Origin of the sequence: Streptomyces sp. NPDC004629, assembly GCF_042873595.1 — a bacterium.
Classification (GTDB): Bacteria; Actinomycetota; Actinomycetes; order Streptomycetales; family Streptomycetaceae; genus Streptomyces.
This window is the reverse complement of sequence record NZ_JBIALO010000001.1, coordinates 245,264-264,282: the sequence shown is the minus strand read 5'-3', so window position 1 is coordinate 264,282 and position 19,019 is coordinate 245,264. Positions and strand designations below refer to the sequence as shown.

Sequence of the window (19,019 nt, the reverse complement as noted above, 5' to 3'; positions counted from 1 at the left end):
CGACTGTCACAGACCTGTCACAGGGGCCCGGCACGGTTGCGTCACCGTGCATGCACAGACTGTGACGGTATCGGGGTTTCCGGGCGCCGACGGGCCCCACAGGTCGTCCGGCACCCCCTCCATGGGCCAGAATGAGGCCCGTGCCTTCCCTGTTGCTGATCGAGGACGACGACGCCATCCGTACGGCCCTGGAGCTCTCACTGACGCGCCAGGGACACCGGGTGGCCACCGCTGCCACCGGCGAGGACGGTCTGAAACTGCTGCGCGAACAGCGACCGGACCTGATCGTGCTGGATGTGATGCTGCCCGGCATCGACGGGTTCGAGGTGTGCCGGCGCATCCGGCGCACGGACCAGTTGCCGATCATTCTGCTGACCGCGCGCAGCGACGACATCGACGTGGTGGTCGGGCTGGAGTCGGGCGCCGACGACTATGTCGTCAAGCCGGTGCAGGGCCGCGTGCTGGACGCCCGGATCCGCGCCGTGCTGCGCCGCGGGGAGCGGGAGGCCAGCGACTCGGCGACGTTCGGGAGCCTCGTCATCGACCGCTCGGCGATGACCGTGACCAAGAACGGCGAGGACCTTCAGCTCACCCCGACCGAGCTGCGGCTGCTGCTGGAGCTGAGCCGGCGGCCCGGTCAGGCGCTGTCCCGGCAGCAGTTGCTGCGGCTGGTCTGGGAACACGACTACCTCGGTGACTCGCGGCTGGTGGACGCGTGCGTCCAGCGGCTGCGCGCCAAGGTCGAGGACGTGCCGTCGTCGCCGACGCTGATCCGTACCGTCCGTGGTGTCGGCTACCGCCTGGACGCTCCTCAGTGACCAAGGCGCAAGGGGGGTTCCGCGGCTGGGCCGCGGGTCGCAAGGGAGTCCTGTCACGGCTGCGCTTCACCAGTCTGCGGCTGCGGCTGGTGGTGGTGTTCGGACTGGTCGCGCTGACGGCCGCGGTGTCCGCCTCGGGCATCGCCTACTGGCTCAACCGGGAGGCCGTGCTCACCCGGGCCCAGGACGCGGCGCTGCGGGACTTCAAGCAGGAGATGCAGAACCGGGCGAGCGCGCTGCCCGTGCATCCCACCCAGGACGAACTCCAGCGTACGGCGGGGCAGATGGCGGGCAGCAGCCAGCGCTTCAGCGTGCTGCTGGTCGGCCAGGACGCAGCCGGCCGGACGGTGTACGGCACCTCGGGCGGGCTCAGCGGGTTCGCGCTGGAGGACGTCCCCCGGTCGCTGCGGGCCGCCGTGGACAAGCGGCAGCCGGTGGGCGACGGCAACAAGTCCGCGTACCACCTGTACTGGCAGCGGGTCGCCGAGCACGGCACCCCGTACCTGGTGGCCGGCACGAAGGTGATCGGCGGCGGCCCGACCGGTTACATGCTCAAGTCGCTGGAGCCCGAGGCGAAGGACCTCAACTCCCTCGCCTGGTCGCTTGGCATCGCCACGGGCCTCGCGCTGATCGGCTCGGCGCTGCTCGCGCAGGCCGCCGCGACGACCGTGCTGAAGCCGGTGCACCGGCTGGGCGTGGCCGCCCGGCGGCTCGGCGAGGGCAGGCTCGACACCCGGCTGCGGGTGTCCGGCACCGACGAACTCGCCGATCTCTCCCGGACGTTCAACAACGCGGCCGAGGCGCTGGAGAAACGGGTCGCCGACATGGCCGCCCGCGACGAGGCGTCCCGGCGCTTCGTCGCGGACATGAGCCACGAGCTGCGCACGCCGCTGACCGCCATCACCGCCGTGACGGAGGTGCTGGAGGAGGAGCTGGACTCGGAGGCCGGGAGCATGGACCCGATGATCGAGCCCGCGGTGCGGCTGGTGGTGAGCGAGACACGGCGACTGAACGACCTGGTCGAGAACCTGATGGAGGTCACCCGCTTCGACGCGGGCACCGCCCGGCTGGTCCTGGACGACGTGGACCTCGCCGACCAGATCACCGCCTGTATCGACGCCCGCGCCTGGCTGGACGCGGTGGAGCTGGACGCCGAGCGCGGCATCCACGCCCGTCTCGACCCGCGCCGCCTCGACGTGATCCTCGCCAACCTGATCGGCAACGCGCTCAAGCACGGCGGCTCGCCGGTGCGGGTCTCGGTGCGGGTGGCCGGCGAGGAGGGTTCGCAGATCGTCATCGCCGTCCGCGACCACGGGCCCGGCATCCCCGAGGACGTCCTGCCGCACGTCTTCGACCGCTTCTACAAGGCCAGCGCCTCCCGCCCACGCTCCGAGGGCAGCGGCCTCGGCCTGTCCATCGCCCTGGAGAACGCGCACATCCACGGCGGCGGGATCACCGCCGCCAACTCGGCCGAGGGCGGTGCGGTGTTCACGCTGCGGCTGCCCCGGGACGCCGCCAAGCTGACGGAGCCGGCCGACGAGTCCGGACCGGCCGCCGACGCCGACGCCGGTGAAGGCGACCGCGACGGCGGCGGCCGGGGCGAGGGGGAGGCGTGATGACCGTACGGCGGCTGCTGGCCGTCCCCGTGCTCGCCGCGCTGCTCGCCGGCTGCGGGATCCGGACCACGGAGGTACCGACGGACTTCGGCGGCGCGCCCTCGCGGGTGCCGTGTTCGCTGTCCGAGGCGGACCTGTCGACGCAGGCCGCGCAGGGGGGCGTGCCGGTGCAGGTGTTCCTGCTGTGCGGTTCGTCGCTGGTGACCGTGGACCGGACGGTGCGCGTCCCGGACGGCACGGCGGACGCCCGGCGGCGGGTGCACGTGGCGCAGGGCCTGCTGGACCAGCTCGCCCGGACGCCGTCCGGCAGCGAGCGGAACGCGGGCTATGCGACGTACGTGCGCGGCGGCATGAGCGTGAGCGGGCCGGGGCCCAAGGATCCCGAGGACACGCTGCGGCTGAGCACGGCCCCGGAACAGCTCACCTCGTACGCGCTCGCCCAGATCGTCTGCACGTTCTCCGACTCGACGGCTGCCGAGGGCGACGGCTCGGTGGTACTGGGCGGGCCGGGCGGTGAGCCGCCGCGCCGGTACGAGTGCGGCGACGACGTCCGTTCCCGCCCAGGCACCGCCCGCCCTCCATCCACCACGGTCACAGACGGCTGACGGCCCCCGCCGGGGGCAGGGCCCGCGGGCGGTGGGCCTGCCCAGATCCCATGGACATGCCACACGCCTGACGGCCCCAGACCCCCGTGGGCGTGTCACACACCGACGAACCACCACGGGCCCACCACCCCAGGGAAGCGTCACAGATCCCATGGGCGTGTCACACACCGACCAACCACCGCTGGCCCACCACCCGGGCCTGCCCACACACCCCTGTGGGCGTGTCACACACCCGCCCGGACACCGCGGGCCCACCGTCCCAAGGTTGCGGACCGGTCCCGGGGATGTGTCGCACGCCTCACGGGCCCGTGCTGGGGCGATCCGGAACCGATCGTGCGCGGGGGCGCGTCTAGGGGGGCGTGCAGCGTCAAGGCTCCATCGGCGGCAGCGCCGCGAACCGCATCCGGGTGACAGGGGGCGTTCTCCTCGTCGCACATCTCACGCTCGTCGCCTGGCTGATGCTGCGCCCGCTGAACGTCCCCTGGGTGATGCCCGCCAACCTGCACCCGCTCGCCGGTATCCGGGCCGATCTGGCACTGGGCTGGCCCGAGGCGGCCCGGCGGATCGGCGAGGGGGTCGCCCTGCTCGCGCCGCTGGGCGTGCTGCTGCCGATGGCGCACGGCCGGCTCACCGTCTCCCCGCTCGCCTCCCTGATCCGTACGGCGGCGGCGGGCGCCCTGCTGTCGCTGGGCATCGCCCTGTTGCAGACCGGGGTGCCGGGCAGGGTCGTGGACGTGGACTCGCTGCTGCTGAACACCGTGGGCGTGGCGCTGGCGCACCTCGCCGTGGTCCCCGCGGGCCGCTCCTGGCTCCGCCGCAGGGGCGAGCGCGTACGGCGCACGCCCCTCCACCAGGAGGAAGCGACTCAGGGCCGGACCCCGACGATTCCCAGGGTCGGCATCGCACCGTAGAGCGACGCCCCGCCGCCCGCCGCTCCGTACCGTTGCAGACAGATGGGCAGCCGAGCCCACACACCACCGGTGTCACGTCGAGAAGGAGTGGTGACATGACTGCCCTCGCCCGCCCCACCCACGGCCGCGTGATGGGCGGAGTGTGCGCAGCGCTGGCACGGCGCTTCGGCACCTCCGCGACGACGATGCGGGTGATCTTCCTGGTCTCCTGCCTGCTGCCGGGCCCGCAGTTCCTGCTCTACCTCGCCCTGTGGATCCTGCTGCCCTCGGAGGGGAAGGCCCGGTCGGCGGCCTGGTAGCCGCCCGGCGCGGTCCGAGCGCGAGAACGCCGTCGGAGCGCGAGAACGCCGTCGGAGCGCACCCCGGGAGGAGGGGGTGTGCCCCGACGGCGCGTCGTGGAGTACGGCTCAGCCGAGCGGAATCCCGTTCACCGGCAGGCCGTGCGTGGGCAGGCCCTGCACCGGCAGTCCGCCGAGCAGGCCGCCGACCGGCGCGGCCGGGCCCTGGGCGAGCGCCTTCTGGGCGGCGGGCTGGGCGGCGGCCAGTCCGGCGCCGACGGCGGACTGCCCCTGGGCGAGCGCCGCATCCGCACCCGGCAGCACCGTGGCGACGTTCTCGGCCGGCAGCGTCCGGGTGATGCCGTCGAGCGCCTGGGTGGCGTCCGGGACGGCCGGGGCCGCGTCGGCGGCGCCCGCGCCGGCCGCGGCGAAGGCGGCACCGAGGGCGGCGACACCGAGGGTCTTGACAGCAGACTGCTTCATGGGGAATGCGTCCTTGCATGCGATGACGGGGTTCAGCGGTCCCGACCGTAAACACGGCGCACTGCCCGCCGCAAACATCGAAATGCGGACGGATGGTGAAGCCCGCCCGTGTTCCGTGTGCCGCCTCCCGGGTGTAGTCAGCCCTCCTGAGCGACAGAACCGCTGGTGGAAGCGGTCTGCCGGAACAGCCATTCGGATTTCAGCTCCGCGTATCCGGGCTTGACGACGTCATTGATCATGGCCAGTCGTTCATCGAAAGGAATGAACGCTGATTTCATCGCATTGACGGAGAACCACTGCATGTCGTCGAGCGTGTAACCGAATGCCTCGACAAGGTGCTCGAATTCCCGGCTCATGCTGGTGTGCGACATCAACCGGTTGTCCGTGTTCACGGTGGCCCGGAAGTGCAGCCGGCGCAGCAGCCCGATCGGGTGCTCGGCGTAGGAGGCGGCGGCTCCGGTCTGCAGGTTGGAGCTGGGGCACAGCTCCAGCGGGATGCGCTTGTCCCGCACGTACGAGGCGAGCCGTCCGAGCCGCACCGAGCCGTCCTCATCGACCTGGATGTCGTCGATGATCCGCACCCCGTGCCCGAGCCGGTCGGCGCCGCACCACTGGAGGGCCTGCCAGATGGACGGCAGCCCGAAGGCCTCGCCGGCGTGGATGGTGAAGTGGTTGTTCTCGCGCTTGAGGTACTCGAACGCGTCGAGGTGCCGGGTGGGCGGGTAGCCGGCCTCGGCGCCCGCGATGTCGAAGCCGACGACGCCCAGGTCCCGGTAGCGGTTGGCGAGTTCGGCGATCTCCAGGGCGCGTGCGGCGTGCCGCATGGCGGTGAGCAGGGCGCCGACCCGGATCCGGTGGCCGCTCTCCCGGGCGAGCGCCTCGCCCTGCCGGAAGCCCTCGTTGACGGCCTCGACCACCTCTTCCAGGCTCAGCCCGCCCTCCAGGTGCTGCTCGGGGGCGTAGCGCACCTCGGCGTAGACGACGCCGTCGACGGCCAGGTCCTCGGCGCACTCGCGGGCGACGCGGATCAGCGCGTCGCGGGTCTGCATCACACCCACGGTGTGCGTGAAGGTCTCCAGATACCGCTCCAGGGAGCCGGAGTCGGCGGCCTCACGGAACCAGATGCCGAGTTTGTCGGGGTCGGACTCGGGAAGCTGGGAGTAGCCGATGTTCCGGGCGAGGTCGACGACGGTGCCGGGGCGCAGGCCGCCGTCGAGGTGGTCGTGCAGCAGGACCTTGGGGGCCCGGCGGATCTGGTCCGGCGTGGGGACGGTCCCGGTTGGTGCAGTCTGGCTCGTCATTTCCGCACTCTAACTCCTACGCGCGTAGATCACGTGCCGCGGGCCTCCGTCGATACGCAACGGTGACCGCACGGAAGGGTCGCGTGCACCGGTCCTTCTGACACTGTTCTGCCATGGCACAGCAACTGACGCCGGTGCGAACGGCCAGGCTGGGAAGGGCAGTCGGCCGGGAGCCGACGGCGGTGAGCGGGGCGGTGCTGATCCTGCCCGGCGGGGAGGAGGTCTCCGCCCGCAGACCGTCGCCCGTGTGGGCGACGGCGTTCGTCCGCGCGCTCGGCCGGACGCTCGCCCGTGCGGGCCGCGGCGAGGGGCTGGCGACCCACGCCGTGCACTACCGCTACCGCGGCTGGAACGGCAGCGAGGCGCATCTCGCGGGGGACGCGTCCTGGGCGGTCGACGAGGTCGTGCGCCGGTACGGCGATGTGCCGGTGTGCCTGGTCGGGGTCGGCATGGGCGGCCGGGCGGCGCTCCGCGCGGGCGGCCACGAGGCGGTCAACTCCGTGGTTGCCATCGCCCCTTGGCTGCCCGAGGAGGACGTGGCGGCGACGCCGGAGCCGGTACGGCAGCTGGTGGGGCGGCGGGTGCTGATCGTGCACGGCACGAACGACGAGCGGACCGACCCGGAGCTGTCGTTCCGGCTGGCCACCCGCGCGAAGAAGGCGAACCGGGACGTGTGCCGGTTCGAGGTGCACTCCGACGGTCACGGGCTGCACCAGCACCGGGACGAAGTGCTGGCGCTCGCCGCGGACTTCGCGATGGGGGCGCTGTTCGGGCACGTGCTGTCCCGCCCCGTGGAGGACGCCCTGGCCGCGCCCCCGCCCATCGGACTCCGCATGCCCCTCGCGACCGGCTTCGGCCGTTCCCTGCGCCGGGTCTGACCCGCCCCCGCCCGACCGGCTCTCCCTTCTCTGCCTCCTGGTGACGGATCAGGGCAGCAGGTTGCCGCGTTTGGACAGGAGGAACCTCTTGAACGCGGCCACCGGTGGGGTGTCCGGGTGGCCGTCCAGCCAGGCCACGCCGATCTCCCGTACCGCGCGGGGGGCCGTCACCGTCAGCTCCACCACGCCCGGACGCGGGACCGCGGGCGGTGGCAGGAGGGCCACTCCGAGCCCCGCCGCCACCAGCCCCCGAAGGGTCTCCGCCTCCTCCCCCTCGAAGGCGATCCGGGGCTTGAAGCCCGCCTCCTTGCACACGGCGTCGGTGATACGGCGCAGGCCGTAGCCGGGCTCCAGGGTGACGAAGACCTCGTCGGCGGCCTCCGCGAGCCGGATCCGGCGGCGGCCCGCGAGACGGTGGTCGGCGGGCACGACCAGGCGGAGCCGCTGCTCGTCCAGGCGGCGCGCCACCAAGTCGGGGGCGTCGGGGACCGGCGAGGTCAGACAGAGGTCGAGTTCACCCGCGCGCAACCCCTCCAGCATGGCCTCGCCGTAGTTCTGCACCAGGCTGAAGCGCACGCGCGGATGGTCGGCGCGGAACGCGTGGAGGAGGCCGGGGACCGTCTCGGCGCCCATGGTGTGCAGAAAACCGAAGGCGACCTTGCCGGAGGCCGGGTCGGCGTCGGCGCGCACCTCGTCGGCGGCCCGCCCGATCTCGGCCAGGGCACGTTCGACGGAGACGAGGAAGGTACGGCCGGCCAAGGTGAGCGAGAGGGTGCGGCCGCGGCGTGCGAAGAGGTCGACGCCCAGGTCCTGTTCGAGGCGGACCATGGCCCGGGACAGGGTGGACTGCGGGACCTGCGCCTCCAGCGCGGCCCGTGTCACATGCTCGGTACGGGCGACCGCGGCGAAGTAGGCGAGCCGCGGGGCGAGCAGCCGCGCCATGTCGGTCATGTCTTCTGCGTCACTGGACGGTGACAGACGAGGCTGTGACCTTTGCTGATGCACCATGGGAACGATTATGCCGATTCCATGCATTGGACGGATCAGCGGCGGGCTCCGTAACTTCGAAGCATGTCTCCCGCCAGTACCGGGGCGTCCACCGACGTGGACGCCGCCCCGCCCGTCTCCACCGCCGTATCCGCCTCCGCTCCCGCCGCCGACTCCCGTCTCACCCCGGGCGGCCCCGGCTACCGCCGGATGAGCCTCGCCCTCTTCCTCGCCGGTGTCGCGACCTTCGCACTCCTCTACTCCACGCAGGCCCTGCTGCCGCTCATCTCCGGCGAGTTCGGGGTGGCGGCGAGCGAGGCGAGCTGGACGGTGGCCGCCGCGACCGGCGGCCTGGCGCTGTTCGTGCTGCCGATGAGCGCGCTGTCGGAACGTTTCGGCCGCCGTACGGTGATGACGGCGTCGCTGGCGGTGGCGGTGTCGGTGGGCGTGCTGGTCCCGTTCGCCCCCTCGCTGGGCGTGCTGGTGGCGCTGCGGGCGGTGCAGGGTGCGGCGCTGGCCGGGCTGCCCGCCTCGGCGACGGCCTACCTGGCCGAGGAGGTCCGGCCGCGGGCGCTGGTCACGGCGATCGGGCTGTTCGTCGCGGGCAACAGCGTCGGCGGGATGAGCGGCCGGGTCATCACCGGCTGGGTCGCCCAGGAGTGGGGCTGGCGGGTCGCGGTCGGCGTGATCGGCGTGATCGCGGTGGGCTGCGCGGTGGCGTTCCGGATGCTGCTGCCGACGCCGCGGCACTTCAAGCCCGGCTCGCTGCGGCCGCAGGTCCTCGCCCGTGCGGTCCGCGACCATCTGGCGGACCCGCTCCTGCGCCGCCTGTACGCGATCGGCGCGCTGTTCATGACGGTGTTCGGCGGCGTGTACACGGTGATCGGCTACCGGCTGACGGAGGCGCCCTTCGGGCTGCCGCAGGGCATCGTCGGCTCGATCTTCCTGGTGTACCTGGTCGGCACCGTGTCGGCGTCGACGGCGGGCTTGCTGGTCGTACGTCTCGGCCGGCGGGGTGCCCTGTACCTGGCGGGCGGCACGACCGCGGCCGGCCTGCTGCTGTCCCTCGCGCCGTCGCTCCCCCTGGTCCTGCTGGGCCTCGTGCTGATCACGGCGGGCTTCTTCGCGGGGCACGCGGTGGCGTCCTCGGCGGTCAGCAAGACGGCGACGCACGGCCGGGCGCAGGCCGCGGCGCTGTACCAGTCGGCGTACTACATCGGCTCCAGCGCGGGCAGCACGGTCGGCGCCGTCGCCTTCCACGCGAACGGCTGGGCCGGGACGGTCGGGGTCGGGGTGCTCGCGGTCCTCGGCGTCGTGACGATCACGGCCGCCGGCTCCCGCGCGGCCCGACTCGCCACCCGAAGCAACCCGGCCCCGGCCACCCACTGAGCCCACGGACCCCATCCTGAGACCGCCGCCCCCGGCCAACCTGAGACCGCCGCCCCCGGCCCACGAGAGCAGCCGCCGGCCCCGACGCGCGAGCGTGGGCGACGACCCCGCCGCGCGAGCGTGGGCAGCGACTGCGGCATGTGAGGGTTCACGGCCCCCGCCCGTGAGAGCGGGCGGCGCCCGCGCGCGAGGGTGGGCTGACCTGCTCATGGCCATCACCGGCCCGCCCCCGGAGGCGCCCCCGCCTGAGGGCGGGCTGCCCCGGCGGACGACGACGGGACTCCCGACGCGTGAGGGCCGCCGGTCCCCGCACGCAGATGGGCGCTGTCCCGCGTAGACATCGACGCCCACCAGCACGCCGGCCCCCGCGCGTGCGGATGAGCGCTGAATCCCGGCCACCGGTCCCCCCGCGTGAGGGTGGGGCTCCGGGACGTTACCCCCGCCCCTGTCCCTGCCCCCGGCTCTGCCCGAGAGCGACCCGTTGCTGGGGCGCCGGGGGGGTGTCAGTAAGGGGATTGTTCTGGAAGGAATCGGTCTGACCTGGGCGTTTTTGGGCTCGGGGGGCCATTGTCAGTGGGCTGCGGTAGCTTCCGGAGTACTGGGCGCAAGGGCGCGCAAACAGGAACGGCCACAGGGGTGGGTGGACGATGAGCGACAGCACCGCGACGACGGATATCGACGTCGCACTGGAGAAGCACCGGGTCGAGCTGACCGGCTACTGCTACCGCATGCTCGGCTCCTCCTTCGAGGCCGAGGACGCCGTGCAGGACACCCTGGTCCGCGCCTGGCGGAGCTACGCGAAGTTCGAGGGCCGCTCCAGCCTCCGCTCCTGGCTGTACCGGATCGCGACGAACGTCTGCCTGGACATGCTGACGGCGGGCAACAAGCGGGCGCGGCCCATGGACCTGACCGGCGCGACGCCGCTCGCCCAGGCGGCCCTCACCCCCCGCCCGGACAACACCTGGCTGGAGCCGATGCCGGACGCCCGTGTACTGCCCACCGTCGACGACCCGGCGGAGGCCGCCGTCGCCAAGGAATCGGTCCGGCTGGCCTTCATGGCCGCCCTGCAGCAACTGCCGCCCAAGCAGCGGGCGGTGCTGATCCTGCGCGAGGTGCTGGCCTGGAAGGCGAGCGAGGTCGCCGAACTGCTCGGCACCACGGTGGCGTCCGTGAACAGCGCGTTGCAGCGGGCCCGCGCGACGCTCGCCGAGCGGGCTGGCCAGGGCGCGGATGCGGCCGTCTCCGACCCGCTCGACGAGGAGCAGCAAAGACTCCTGGAGCGCTATGTGAAGGCGTTCGAGGGGTACGACATGGCGGCGCTCACCGCGCTGCTCCACGAGGACGCCGTCATGACGATGCCGCCGTTCGACCTGTGGCTGAGCGGCCCGGCCGACATGACCGGCTTCATGACCACCCTCGGCGCCTCCTGCGCGGGTTCCCGCCTGCGGAGGGTCGAGGCCAACGGCCTGCCGGCCTTCGCGCACTACAAGCCGGACCCGGAGAAGGGCGGTTTCACCCCCTGGGCGGTGCAGGTGCTGGAGGTGTCAGAGGGCCGTATCACCGGTCTGCACTGCTTCCTCGACACCGCCCGCTGGTTCCCCCTGTTCGACCTGCCGCTCCATCTGGAAGCGGAGGCCGACGAGGTCGAGGAGGGCGCGTAGCGCGGGGTCGGCGGCCCGCAGCCGGGTCCGCCCGCCGGCTCTGCGCGCGGTCAGCTCCAGCCGGGCCAGCAGCTCCACCGCCCAGAGCCCCGGCGGGCCGAGCCCGCCCACGTCCACGACGACGATCCCGAACCCGCTGACCTCCAGCAGCCCTCGCAGGTCGTCGCAGAGCCCCGTCACCTCGTCCCGGGTGACGGGGCCGGTCAGCACGAGCACGGCGGGTGTCCTGGCATCCACGTACTGTCAGACCGCCGGAACACCCCCAACTCATCGGCGCCCAAGGGCGTTACCGCGCGGCGTTACTCGGCCGGGAACTCTCCGGTGTCGATCGTGACGCCGAACGGCTCCGGCAGCGTGATGGGATCACCGAACTTCACGGCGCTCAGAACCCGGTAGACATCGCCCTTCGGCTCTCCGTAGAGCGTCACGGTGGGGCCGCCGTGGGCCCAACGGTCGACGAGCAGGTAGAACGGGATGCCCGCGGTGGCGTAGGCGGCGGCTTTGGTGACGCGGTCGTGGCGGGCGTTGGACTTGGACGTCACCTCGACTACCAGTTCGGCCAGGGCTGCTGGGATATGAGAGTCCACCTCCCGGCAGTCCTGCAGCAGAGGAGTCACCACCAGGTCCGGGACGAGCATGCCCAGGCGTGACGGTACGGCGATCGCCTGTGTCTGGAAGATCTCCCAATCGTCCGGGATCACGGAATAGATGCGACGTTGGATACGGGCCGCGGCCACGTTGTGACGGTACGCGGGAGAAGGTGACACGGTGATGATCCCCTCGATGATCTCCACCTTGCTGCCCTCGGGCCATTCCATCTCCTCCCAGTACCGAACGAGGTCGTCCCAGGTCTGGTCAGGGTTCTGGCTGACGGTGAGTGCGCTCATGGCGGTATCTCCTATCGGTGCGTCACCGATCCCAGCATGCCGAACGGGACCGGTGTCGGTCCACCGATCCCGTTCACCCGAACGGGGAAACCGCAGGTCAGGCGATACGTTCCAGCACCACGGGCGACGCCGTGAAGGCCGTACCCGGCGCCGCGATGTCGTAGGAACCCTCCACCGCCTGGAGCGCGTACGCGAAGCGCTCCGGGGTGTCCGTGTGCAGGGTCAGCAGGGGCTGGCCCTCGGTCACCTCGTCGCCCGGCTTGGCGTGCAGTTCGACGCCCGCCGCCGCCTGCACCGGGTCCTCCTTGCGGGCGCGGCCCGCGCCGAGGCGCCAGGCGGCGACGCCGATGTCGTAGGCGTCGAGGCGGGTGAGGACACCGCCGGCCGGGGCGGTGACGATGTGCTGTTCGCGCGACGTGGGCAGCGGGGCGTCGGGGTCGCCGCCCTGGGCCGCGATCATCCGGCGCCAGACGTCCATGGCGGAGCCGTCGGCCAGCGCCTTCGCCGGGTCGGCGTCCGTGATGCCCGCCGCGGCCAGCATCTCCCGGGCCAGGGCGAGGGTCAGCTCCACCACGTCCGCGGGGCCGCCGCCGGCCAGCACCTCGACGGACTCGCGGACCTCCAGGGCGTTGCCGGCCGTGCGGCCGAGCGGGGTCGCCATGTCCGTCAGGAGCGCGATGGTCCGCACTCCGTGGTCGGTGCCGAGGCCGACCATGGTCGAGGCCAGCTCGCGGGCGTCCTCGATGGTCTTCATGAAGGCGCCGGTGCCCACCTTGACGTCCAGCACGAGCGAGCCGGTGCCCTCGGCGATCTTCTTCGACATGATCGAGGAGGCGATCAGGGGGATCGCCTCGACCGTGCCGGTGACGTCCCGCAGCGCGTACAGCTTCTTGTCCGCGGGGGCCAGGCCGTCTCCTGCCGCGCAGATCACCGCGCCGGTGGTGTCGAGGACGTTCAGCATCTCCTCGTTGGAGAGCAGCGCCCGCCAGCCGGGGATGGACTCCAGCTTGTCGAGGGTGCCGCCGGTGTGGCCGAGGCCGCGGCCGGACAGCTGGGGCACGGCGGCCCCGCAGGCCGCCACCAGGGGCGCCAGCGGCAGCGTGATCTTGTCGCCGACGCCTCCGGTGGAGTGCTTGTCGGCGGTCGGGCGGGACAGCGAGGAGAAGTCCATGCGCTCGCCGGAGGCGATCATCGCGGCGGTCCAGCGGGCGATCTCGCGCCGGTTCATGCCGTTGAGCAGGATGGCCATCGCGAGCGCGGACATCTGTTCGTCGGCGACCTCCCCGCGGGTGTAGGCGTCGATGACCCAGTCGATCTGCTCGTCGGTCAGCTCTCCGCGGTCCCGCTTGGTGCGGATGACGGAGACGGCGTCCATGGCCATGGCCTTCCTTCCGGAGTTGCGCAGGGGTGCGGCCCCCGAGCCAGGTCGAAGGGGCCGCACGGGAGTTACTTGGTGAGGTGGTCGGGGCCGAAGGCCTGGGGCAGCATCCGGGACAGCGGCAGGACGCCCTCGGGGGTGTCCAGGAGCAGCCCGGACCCGCCGAACTCGTACAGCAGCTGGCGGCAGCGGCCGCACGGCACGAGCAGCGCGCCCGTGCCGTCCACGCAGGTGAAGTGCGTGAGCCGGCCGCCGCCGGTGCGCCGCAGTGCGGAGACAAGGCCGCACTCGGCGCACAGGCCGAGACCGTAGGAGGCGTTCTCGACGTTGCAGCCGGAGACCGTGCGCCCGTCGTCGACGAGGGCCGCCGCCCCGACGGGGTAGCCCGAGTAGGGGGCGTAAGCGTGGGTCATGGCCTCCCGCGCCTCGGCGCGCAGCGCCTCCCAGTCGACGGCGGCGGGCCCGGTCACTTGCCTTGTCCCTTCCGGTACGGCAGGCCGTCCGCCTTCGGCATCCGCAGGGACTGCGCGGACAGCGACAGCACGAGCAGGGTGACGAGGTAGGGGGTGGCGGTGACGAGCTGGCGCGGGACCTCGTTGGTGGTGGCGTACCAGACGAACATCAGGGCCGCGATCACGGCGGTGACGACGGCCGGTACGTACCGCTTGCGCCAGGCGAGGTAGGCCGCGCCGAACACCAGCAGGATGGCGAGGAGCAGGATCAGCGCGTGCACGTTCACCGTGCCGCCGCGCAGGTTGAGGCTGTCGGTGTAGCCGAACAGGCCGGCGCCCAGCGCGAGGCCGCCCGGCATCCAGTTACCGAAGATCATCGCGGCGAGGCCGATGTAGCCGCGGCCGGCCGTCTGGCCGTCCAGGTACACGTTCGAGGCGACGATGGACAGGAACGCGCCGCCGAGGCCCGCGAAGCCGCCCGAGATGATCACCGCGATGTACTTGTACTTGTAGACGTTGACGCCGAGGGACTCGGCCGCCACCGGGTTCTCGCCGCAGGACCGCAGCCGCAGACCGAAGGCCGTGCGCCACAGCACCCACCAGCTGAGCGGCACCAGCGCCACCGCGATGACGGTGAGCGGCGACAGGTCGGTGACCAGCCCGCCGAGCAGTCCCGCGATGTCCGAGACGAGGAACCAGTGCTTCTGGTTGAGGGTGTCAAGCCAGCCGGACAGGCCGGGGATGTCGAAGCTGCCCAGCGAGCTGATCGGCGGGGACTGCTTGGCGGAGCCCTGCGGCGCGTCGGCGAAGGTGAACTTCGACAGATAGCGGGTGGTGCCGAGGGCGAGGATGTTGAGGGCCACACCGGAGACGATGTGGTTGACGTTGAAGGTGACGGTGGCGATGGCGTGCAGCACGGCGCCGAGGGCACCGCCGATCACGCCGAAGAGCACACCGGTCCACGGGCCCCACTGGTAGCCGGCCCAGGCGCCGAACCAGGTGCCGAGGATCATCATGCCTTCGAGGCCGATGTTGACGACGCCGGAGCGCTCGGCCCACAGGCCGCCGAGGCCCGCGAGGCCGATCGGCACGGCGAGGCGCAGGGCGGTGGACATCTGGCCGGTCGAGGTGATGCCGTCGGCGCCGGTGACGAGGCGGACGATCGAGGTCAGCACCAGGACGCCCGCGATGACCAGCAGGAGTACCGGGAGCGACAGGCGGCGGCCGCCCCTGGCGGGCTGCTTCGCCTTCGGCTTCGCGACGGTCGCGGTGCTCATCAGGCCGCCACCTCTTCCTTCTTGACGTTGCGGGCGGCGGCGGCCAGCTCGGCGCCGACCTGGCGCTGCTGGCGGCGCAGACCCCACTGGCGTACGGCCTCGTACGAGATGACGACCGCGAAGACGATCAGGCCCTGCATGATCGTGGCGATCTCCTTCTCGTACGCCACCGGGGTCGCGTAGTCGAGGGCGGGCGAGGCCTTGTCGAGGAAGGCCCACAGCAGGGCGGCGAGGGCGATGCCGCCGGGGTGGTTGCGGCCGAGCAGGGCGATGCCGATGGCGGTGAAGCCGAGGCCCGCCGGGAAGCTCAGGCTGTAGGTGTGGGTGTCGCCGAGCAGCAGCGGCAGGCCGGACAGGCCCGCGACCGCGCCGGAGATCAGCATGGACATCAGCACCATCCGCTTGGCGTTGACGCCGGAGGCCGCGGCGGCGGTCTCGGAGGCGCCGGTGGCGCGCAGGTCGAAGCCGAACCGGGTGCGGTTGAGGACGATCCGGTACAGGACGCCCAGCAGCACGGCGAGGAAGACCAGGCCGTAGATCTCGCCGACGTCTGAACCCAGGTCGATGCCCGGGAACCAGCCGGACTTCTCCATGACACCGGTCGTCATGTTGTTGCCGACCTGGACGCCCCAGACGTCGGCGAGGGTGACATAGCCGATGAGCGAGGTCGCGATGGAGTTCAGCATGATCGTGGCGACGACCTCGCTGACGCCCCGGGTGACCTTCAGGACGCCCGCGATGCCGGCCCAGAAGGCGCCGGTGCAGATGGCGACCAGCAGGAGCAGCGGTATCTGCAGGAAGCCCGGCAGGGCGACGTTCGCACCGACGACGGCGGTCATCACCGCGGCGAGCCGGTACTGGCCGTCGACGCCGATGTTGAACAGGTTCATCCGGAAGCCGAGGGCGACCGCGAGCGCGGCGATGTAGTACAGGGACGCCTGGTTGACGATCAGGACCTGGATGTCCGAGTAGGGCAGCTGCTCCAGCATCAGCCGGTACGGCTCGAACGGGTTCTTCCCCGAGGCGAGCAGCACGATCGAGGTCAGCGCGATCGCGAGGACGAGCGCGATGACCGGTCCGGCCACCGCGAGGAGCACCCGCTCCTTGTCGAACTTCTTCATGGGGCCTCGTCCTCCGGACCGGCGCTTGCGTGTTCGAGGTGGCCGGAGGCGGCACCCGTCATGGCCGAGCCCAGTTCCTCCGGGGTGATGGCGGCCGGGTCGGCGTCCGCGACCAGCCTGCCGTCGTAGATCACCCGCAGGGTGTCCGACAGTCCGATCAGCTCGTCCAGGTCGGCGGAGATCAGCAGCACGGCCAGGCCCTCGCGGCGGGCCTCGCGGATGCGGTCCCAGATCTGGGCCTGGGCGCCGACGTCCACGCCGCGGGTGGGGTGGGCGGCGATCAGGAACTTCGGGTCGTGGCTCATCTCGCGGCCGACGATCAGCTTCTGCTGGTTGCCGCCGGACAGCGAGGCCGCGGTGACGTCGATGCCGGGGGTGCGGACGTCGTACGCCTCGACGATCCGGCGGGTGTCGGCCTGGGCGCCCTTGGGGTCGAGCCAGAAGCCCTTGGCGTTGGGCTTCTCGGTGACGTGGCCGAGGATGCGGTTCTCCCACAGCGGGGATTCCAGCAGCAGGCCCTGGCGGTGGCGGTCCTCGGGGATGTAGCCGACGCCGGACTCGCGGCGCCTGCGGGTGGGCCAGGGGGTGATGTCCTCGCCCAGGAAGCGGATCCGGCCGAAGTCGGCGTTCTTGGTGCCGATCAGCGCGTCGATCAGCTCGGTCTGCCCGTTGCCCTCCACGCCGGCGATGCCCATGACCTCACCGGCGCGGATGGTGAAGGAGACGTCGTCGAGGACGCGCTTGGCCTCGCCCGCGCCCGCGAAGGTGGCGAGCCCGTCGCCGGCGGGCTCGGCCTCCGCGCCGAGGGAGGCGCCGCCGGCGTAGACGGTGAGGTTCTCCACCTCCAGCACGACCCGGTCGGTGACGGTGGACTCGGCGGTCTCCGGGGTGGGCAGTTCGCTGCCGACCATCATCTCGGCGAGCTGGCGCGAGGTGGTCTCGGCGGGGATCGCGGTGCCGACCGTGGTACCGCGCCGGATGACGGTGATGTCGTCCGCGACGGACAGCACCTCGCCCAGCTTGTGCGAGATGAAGATGACGGACAGGCCCTCGGCCTTGAGTTCCCGCAGGTTGTCGAAGAGCGCGTCGACCTCCTGCGGTACGAGGACGGCGGTGGGCTCGTCGAGGATCAGGGTCCTGGCGCCGCGGTAGAGGACCTTGAGGATCTCCACCCGCTGCCGGTCGGCGACGCCCAGGTCCTCCACCAGCGCGTCCGGGCGGACGCCCAGGCCGTACCGGTCGGAGATCTCCTTGATCTTCCTGCGGGCGGCGCCGCCGATGCCGTACAGCTTCTCGCTGCCGAGCGCCACGTTCTCCAGGACGGTCAGGTTGTCCGCCAGCATGAAGTGCTGGTGGACCATGCCGATGCCGCGCGCGATGGCGTCGGCGGGGCTGCCGAAGGCGACCTGCTCGCCGTCCACGGAGATGGTGCCCTCGTCCGGCTTCTGCATGCCGTAGAGGATCTTCATCAGGGTCGACTTGCCGGCGCCGTTCTCGCCGACGAGGGCGTGCACGGTGCCCTTGTGGACGGTCAGGTGGATGTCGTGGTTGGCGACGACACCCGGGAATCGTTTGGTGATGCCCGCAAGCTGCACCGCGGCTGTCGTCGGAGTGGTGGGCGGAGGGCTGCTGGACGCGTCGATGGCGCACTCTCCTCGGGAAAGGGGCCTCTCTACGCGCGTAGCGCCCCTACTTTAAATAGTGCTCGGAACCGGTCGGCCTTTTTCGCACTCGATCCGTTCCGAGCATTCTGCCGTGCGAACGGGGCACGGAGAGGTCATCCTCCCCGCACCCCGTTCCGTGGCCGTAACGCTGCCATTACAGCGCTCTTTTGACCATGCCCCGGACAACGCCGGACCCCTCGGTCAGGAGGTCTTGACCTTGATGCTGCCGTCCTTGATGCCGTCCTCGGCCTTCTTGATCGCGGCCTGGAGGTCGGCGTTGCCCTTGAACGTCGGGTTGGTGTCCGCGAGGCCCACGCCGCCGTTGTCCAGGGAGCCGCGGATCTCGCCCGAGAGCGGCTTCTTGTCCTTGATCACGGACTGGGCGAGGTCGTACACCGCGCCCTCGACGTTCTTCAGCGCCGAGGTCAGGATGTAGTCCTTGTACTTGGCCAGCGCGGACTGCTCGTACTGGTCGGAGTCGACGCCGATCGCCCACACCTTGTGCGCGGCGGCGGCCTTGATGACGCCCTGCCCGGAGAGACCGGCCGCGTGGTAGACGACATCGGCACCGGCGTCGATCTGACCGTTCGCGGCGTTCTCGCCCTTGTCCGGGCTGGAGAAGCCGCCCTCCTGCGCGGTCTCCGTCAGATACTGCTTCTCGATCTTGATCTTCGGGTTGACCGACTGCGCGCCCTGGATGAACCCGGCCTCGAACTTGTGGATCAGCGGGATGTCCACACCGCCGACGAAACCGATGTGGTTCTTCTTGGTGGTCTTGGCCGCGGCCACACCCGCCAGGTACGACGCCTGCTCCTCGTGGAAGACCATGTCGGCGACGTTCTTCGCCTTGATCGTGTCGTCGTCGACGATGCCGAAGGTGACCTTCGGGTACTTCGCCGCGACCTCCTTCACGGCCGGGGCGTAGGAGTAGCCGACCCCGATGATCGGGTTGTAGCCCTGCTTGGCCAGCGTCTCCAGGCGCTGCACCTTGTCCGCGTCGGACTCGCCGTCCTGCGGCTCGATGTCCCGGCCGCTGACGCCGAACTCCTTCTCGGCCTTCTGAAGGCCGGCGTAGGCGGCGTCGTTGAACGACTGGTCACCCTTGCCGCCGACGTCGTACGCCAGACCGATGCCCTTGGACTCCCCACCGTCCTTGGACGAGGTGGACGAGCTGCCGCAGGCGGAAACGGTGACGGCGAGAGCTGCGGTTGCAACGCCTGCAACCGCGATACGGGACACCCGGCGCATGGAACGAGACTCCTTCGTACAAGCGCCCATACAGGCGCTGATTCCGCCGCAGCGTAACGCGCGTA

General features: G+C 71.5%; 19 protein-coding genes. 8 read left to right on the top strand and 11 right to left on the bottom strand.

Annotated elements, in window-relative coordinates; translation table 11 throughout:
* Nucleotides 1–140 precede the first annotated feature (140 nt).
* The 5 genes from afsQ1 (at nucleotide 141) to ACFYTE_RS01215 (ending at nucleotide 4,249) form a co-directional block, all read left to right on the top strand.
* A complete protein-coding gene (afsQ1, locus tag ACFYTE_RS01235) occupies nucleotides 141–818 on the top strand; it encodes a two-component system response regulator AfsQ1 (protein ID WP_121887427.1) in 678 nt (225 codons plus the stop codon).
* Nucleotides 815–2,434 (top strand): ATP-binding protein, encoded by a 1,620-nt coding sequence (locus ACFYTE_RS01230; RefSeq protein WP_388703192.1) that lies wholly within the window; start codon nucleotides 815–817, stop codon nucleotides 2,432–2,434. The genes afsQ1 and ACFYTE_RS01230 overlap by 4 nt, the downstream gene beginning before the upstream one ends.
* Nucleotides 2,434–3,039 carry a hypothetical protein gene (locus tag ACFYTE_RS01225; protein ID WP_388703189.1) on the top strand — a complete coding sequence of 202 codons (606 nt, stop codon included), beginning with the start codon at nucleotides 2,434–2,436 and terminating at the stop codon, nucleotides 3,037–3,039. The genes ACFYTE_RS01230 and ACFYTE_RS01225 overlap by 1 nt, the downstream gene beginning before the upstream one ends.
* Nucleotides 3,040–3,398: 359 nt before the next feature.
* The gene (locus ACFYTE_RS01220) at nucleotides 3,399–3,950 is read left to right on the top strand and encodes a VanZ family protein (protein ID WP_388703187.1); all 552 of its coding nucleotides are present in this window, start codon (nucleotides 3,399–3,401) and stop codon (nucleotides 3,948–3,950) included.
* Between the two features lie 95 nt (nucleotides 3,951–4,045).
* Nucleotides 4,046–4,249 carry a PspC domain-containing protein gene (locus ACFYTE_RS01215; RefSeq protein WP_388703184.1) on the top strand — a complete coding sequence of 68 codons (204 nt, stop codon included), beginning with the start codon at nucleotides 4,046–4,048 and terminating at the stop codon, nucleotides 4,247–4,249.
* A gap of 108 nt (nucleotides 4,250–4,357) precedes the next feature.
* On the opposite strand, the gene ACFYTE_RS01210 is transcribed toward ACFYTE_RS01215, so the two are convergent.
* Together ACFYTE_RS01210 and ACFYTE_RS01205 are read right to left on the bottom strand one after the other, a co-directional pair.
* Nucleotides 4,358–4,711, bottom strand: a complete 354-nt coding sequence (locus ACFYTE_RS01210; RefSeq protein ID WP_388703181.1) for an ATP-binding protein — start codon at nucleotides 4,709–4,711, stop codon at nucleotides 4,358–4,360.
* A 137-nt stretch (nucleotides 4,712–4,848) separates the two neighbouring features.
* Nucleotides 4,849–6,012 (bottom strand): adenosine deaminase, encoded by a 1,164-nt coding sequence (locus ACFYTE_RS01205; RefSeq protein WP_388703179.1) that lies wholly within the window; start codon nucleotides 6,010–6,012, stop codon nucleotides 4,849–4,851.
* Between the two features lie 113 nt (nucleotides 6,013–6,125).
* On the opposite strand from ACFYTE_RS01205, the gene ACFYTE_RS01200 reads away from it, so the two are divergent.
* Nucleotides 6,126–6,890 carry an alpha/beta hydrolase gene (locus ACFYTE_RS01200; protein WP_388703177.1) on the top strand — a complete coding sequence of 255 codons (765 nt, stop codon included), beginning with the start codon at nucleotides 6,126–6,128 and terminating at the stop codon, nucleotides 6,888–6,890.
* Between the two features lie 48 nt (nucleotides 6,891–6,938).
* On the opposite strand, the gene ACFYTE_RS01195 is transcribed toward ACFYTE_RS01200, so the two are convergent.
* Nucleotides 6,939–7,898: a LysR family transcriptional regulator gene (locus ACFYTE_RS01195; RefSeq protein WP_388703175.1), complete on the bottom strand. Its 960-nt coding sequence runs from the start codon at nucleotides 7,896–7,898 to the stop codon at nucleotides 6,939–6,941.
* A 63-nt stretch (nucleotides 7,899–7,961) separates the two neighbouring features.
* On the opposite strand from ACFYTE_RS01195, the gene ACFYTE_RS01190 reads away from it, so the two are divergent.
* Both ACFYTE_RS01190 and ACFYTE_RS01185 read left to right on the top strand, forming a co-directional pair.
* On the top strand, nucleotides 7,962–9,266 hold the full coding sequence (locus ACFYTE_RS01190; protein ID WP_388703172.1) for an MFS transporter: 1,305 nt from the start codon (nucleotides 7,962–7,964) through the stop codon (nucleotides 9,264–9,266).
* Nucleotides 9,267–9,913: 647 nt separating this feature from the next.
* Nucleotides 9,914–10,927 carry a sigma-70 family RNA polymerase sigma factor gene (locus tag ACFYTE_RS01185; protein ID WP_388703169.1) on the top strand — a complete coding sequence of 338 codons (1,014 nt, stop codon included), beginning with the start codon at nucleotides 9,914–9,916 and terminating at the stop codon, nucleotides 10,925–10,927.
* Here ACFYTE_RS01185 and ACFYTE_RS01180 read toward each other — a convergent pair.
* From ACFYTE_RS01180 to ACFYTE_RS01145, 8 genes are all read right to left on the bottom strand, one after another.
* On the bottom strand, nucleotides 10,811–11,143 hold the full coding sequence (locus ACFYTE_RS01180; RefSeq protein ID WP_388703167.1) for an STAS domain-containing protein: 333 nt from the start codon (nucleotides 11,141–11,143) through the stop codon (nucleotides 10,811–10,813). The genes ACFYTE_RS01185 and ACFYTE_RS01180 overlap by 117 nt on opposite strands.
* Nucleotides 11,144–11,226: 83 nt before the next feature.
* Nucleotides 11,227–11,814 (bottom strand): Uma2 family endonuclease, encoded by a 588-nt coding sequence (locus tag ACFYTE_RS01175; protein WP_388703164.1) that lies wholly within the window; start codon nucleotides 11,812–11,814, stop codon nucleotides 11,227–11,229.
* A 97-nt stretch (nucleotides 11,815–11,911) separates the two neighbouring features.
* Nucleotides 11,912–13,195 (bottom strand): thymidine phosphorylase, encoded by a 1,284-nt coding sequence (locus ACFYTE_RS01170; RefSeq protein ID WP_388703161.1) that lies wholly within the window; start codon nucleotides 13,193–13,195, stop codon nucleotides 11,912–11,914.
* A 65-nt stretch (nucleotides 13,196–13,260) separates the two neighbouring features.
* Entirely contained in the window at nucleotides 13,261–13,662 is a 402-nt protein-coding gene (locus tag ACFYTE_RS01165; RefSeq protein WP_388703158.1) for a cytidine deaminase, read from the bottom strand.
* Nucleotides 13,659–14,921 carry an ABC transporter permease gene (locus tag ACFYTE_RS01160; RefSeq protein WP_388703155.1) on the bottom strand — a complete coding sequence of 421 codons (1,263 nt, stop codon included), beginning with the start codon at nucleotides 14,919–14,921 and terminating at the stop codon, nucleotides 13,659–13,661. Before ACFYTE_RS01160 ends, ACFYTE_RS01165 begins: the two co-directional genes overlap by 4 nt.
* Nucleotides 14,921–16,042 carry an ABC transporter permease gene (locus ACFYTE_RS01155; RefSeq protein ID WP_388703152.1) on the bottom strand — a complete coding sequence of 374 codons (1,122 nt, stop codon included), beginning with the start codon at nucleotides 16,040–16,042 and terminating at the stop codon, nucleotides 14,921–14,923. Before ACFYTE_RS01155 ends, ACFYTE_RS01160 begins: the two co-directional genes overlap by 1 nt.
* The gene (locus ACFYTE_RS01150; protein WP_388704002.1) at nucleotides 16,039–17,685 is read right to left on the bottom strand and encodes an ABC transporter ATP-binding protein; all 1,647 of its coding nucleotides are present in this window, start codon (nucleotides 17,683–17,685) and stop codon (nucleotides 16,039–16,041) included. The genes ACFYTE_RS01155 and ACFYTE_RS01150 overlap by 4 nt, the downstream gene beginning before the upstream one ends.
* Nucleotides 17,686–17,907: 222 nt before the next feature.
* The gene (locus tag ACFYTE_RS01145) at nucleotides 17,908–18,954 is read right to left on the bottom strand and encodes a BMP family protein (protein ID WP_388703149.1); all 1,047 of its coding nucleotides are present in this window, start codon (nucleotides 18,952–18,954) and stop codon (nucleotides 17,908–17,910) included.
* Nucleotides 18,955–19,019 lie beyond the last annotated feature (65 nt).

Coding starts and splice junctions, on each gene's coding strand:
- ACFYTE_RS01225 (WP_388703189.1), top strand. CDS start 2,434: ATGACCGTACGGCGGCTGCTGGCCGTCCCCGTGCTCGCCGCGCTGCTC.
- ACFYTE_RS01215 (WP_388703184.1), top strand. CDS start 4,046: ATGACTGCCCTCGCCCGCCCCACCCACGGCCGCGTGATGGGCGGAGTG.
- ACFYTE_RS01210 (WP_388703181.1), bottom strand. CDS start 4,711: ATGAAGCAGTCTGCTGTCAAGACCCTCGGTGTCGCCGCCCTCGGTGCC.
- ACFYTE_RS01205 (WP_388703179.1), bottom strand. CDS start 6,012: ATGACGAGCCAGACTGCACCAACCGGGACCGTCCCCACGCCGGACCAG.
- ACFYTE_RS01200 (WP_388703177.1), top strand. CDS start 6,126: ATGGCACAGCAACTGACGCCGGTGCGAACGGCCAGGCTGGGAAGGGCA.
- ACFYTE_RS01195 (WP_388703175.1), bottom strand. CDS start 7,898: ATGGTGCATCAGCAAAGGTCACAGCCTCGTCTGTCACCGTCCAGTGAC.
- ACFYTE_RS01190 (WP_388703172.1), top strand. CDS start 7,962: ATGTCTCCCGCCAGTACCGGGGCGTCCACCGACGTGGACGCCGCCCCG.
- ACFYTE_RS01185 (WP_388703169.1), top strand. CDS start 9,914: ATGAGCGACAGCACCGCGACGACGGATATCGACGTCGCACTGGAGAAG.
- ACFYTE_RS01175 (WP_388703164.1), bottom strand. CDS start 11,814: ATGAGCGCACTCACCGTCAGCCAGAACCCTGACCAGACCTGGGACGAC.
- ACFYTE_RS01170 (WP_388703161.1), bottom strand. CDS start 13,195: ATGGCCATGGACGCCGTCTCCGTCATCCGCACCAAGCGGGACCGCGGA.
- ACFYTE_RS01160 (WP_388703155.1), bottom strand. CDS start 14,921: ATGAGCACCGCGACCGTCGCGAAGCCGAAGGCGAAGCAGCCCGCCAGG.
- ACFYTE_RS01155 (WP_388703152.1), bottom strand. CDS start 16,042: ATGAAGAAGTTCGACAAGGAGCGGGTGCTCCTCGCGGTGGCCGGACCG.
- ACFYTE_RS01145 (WP_388703149.1), bottom strand. CDS start 18,954: ATGCGCCGGGTGTCCCGTATCGCGGTTGCAGGCGTTGCAACCGCAGCT.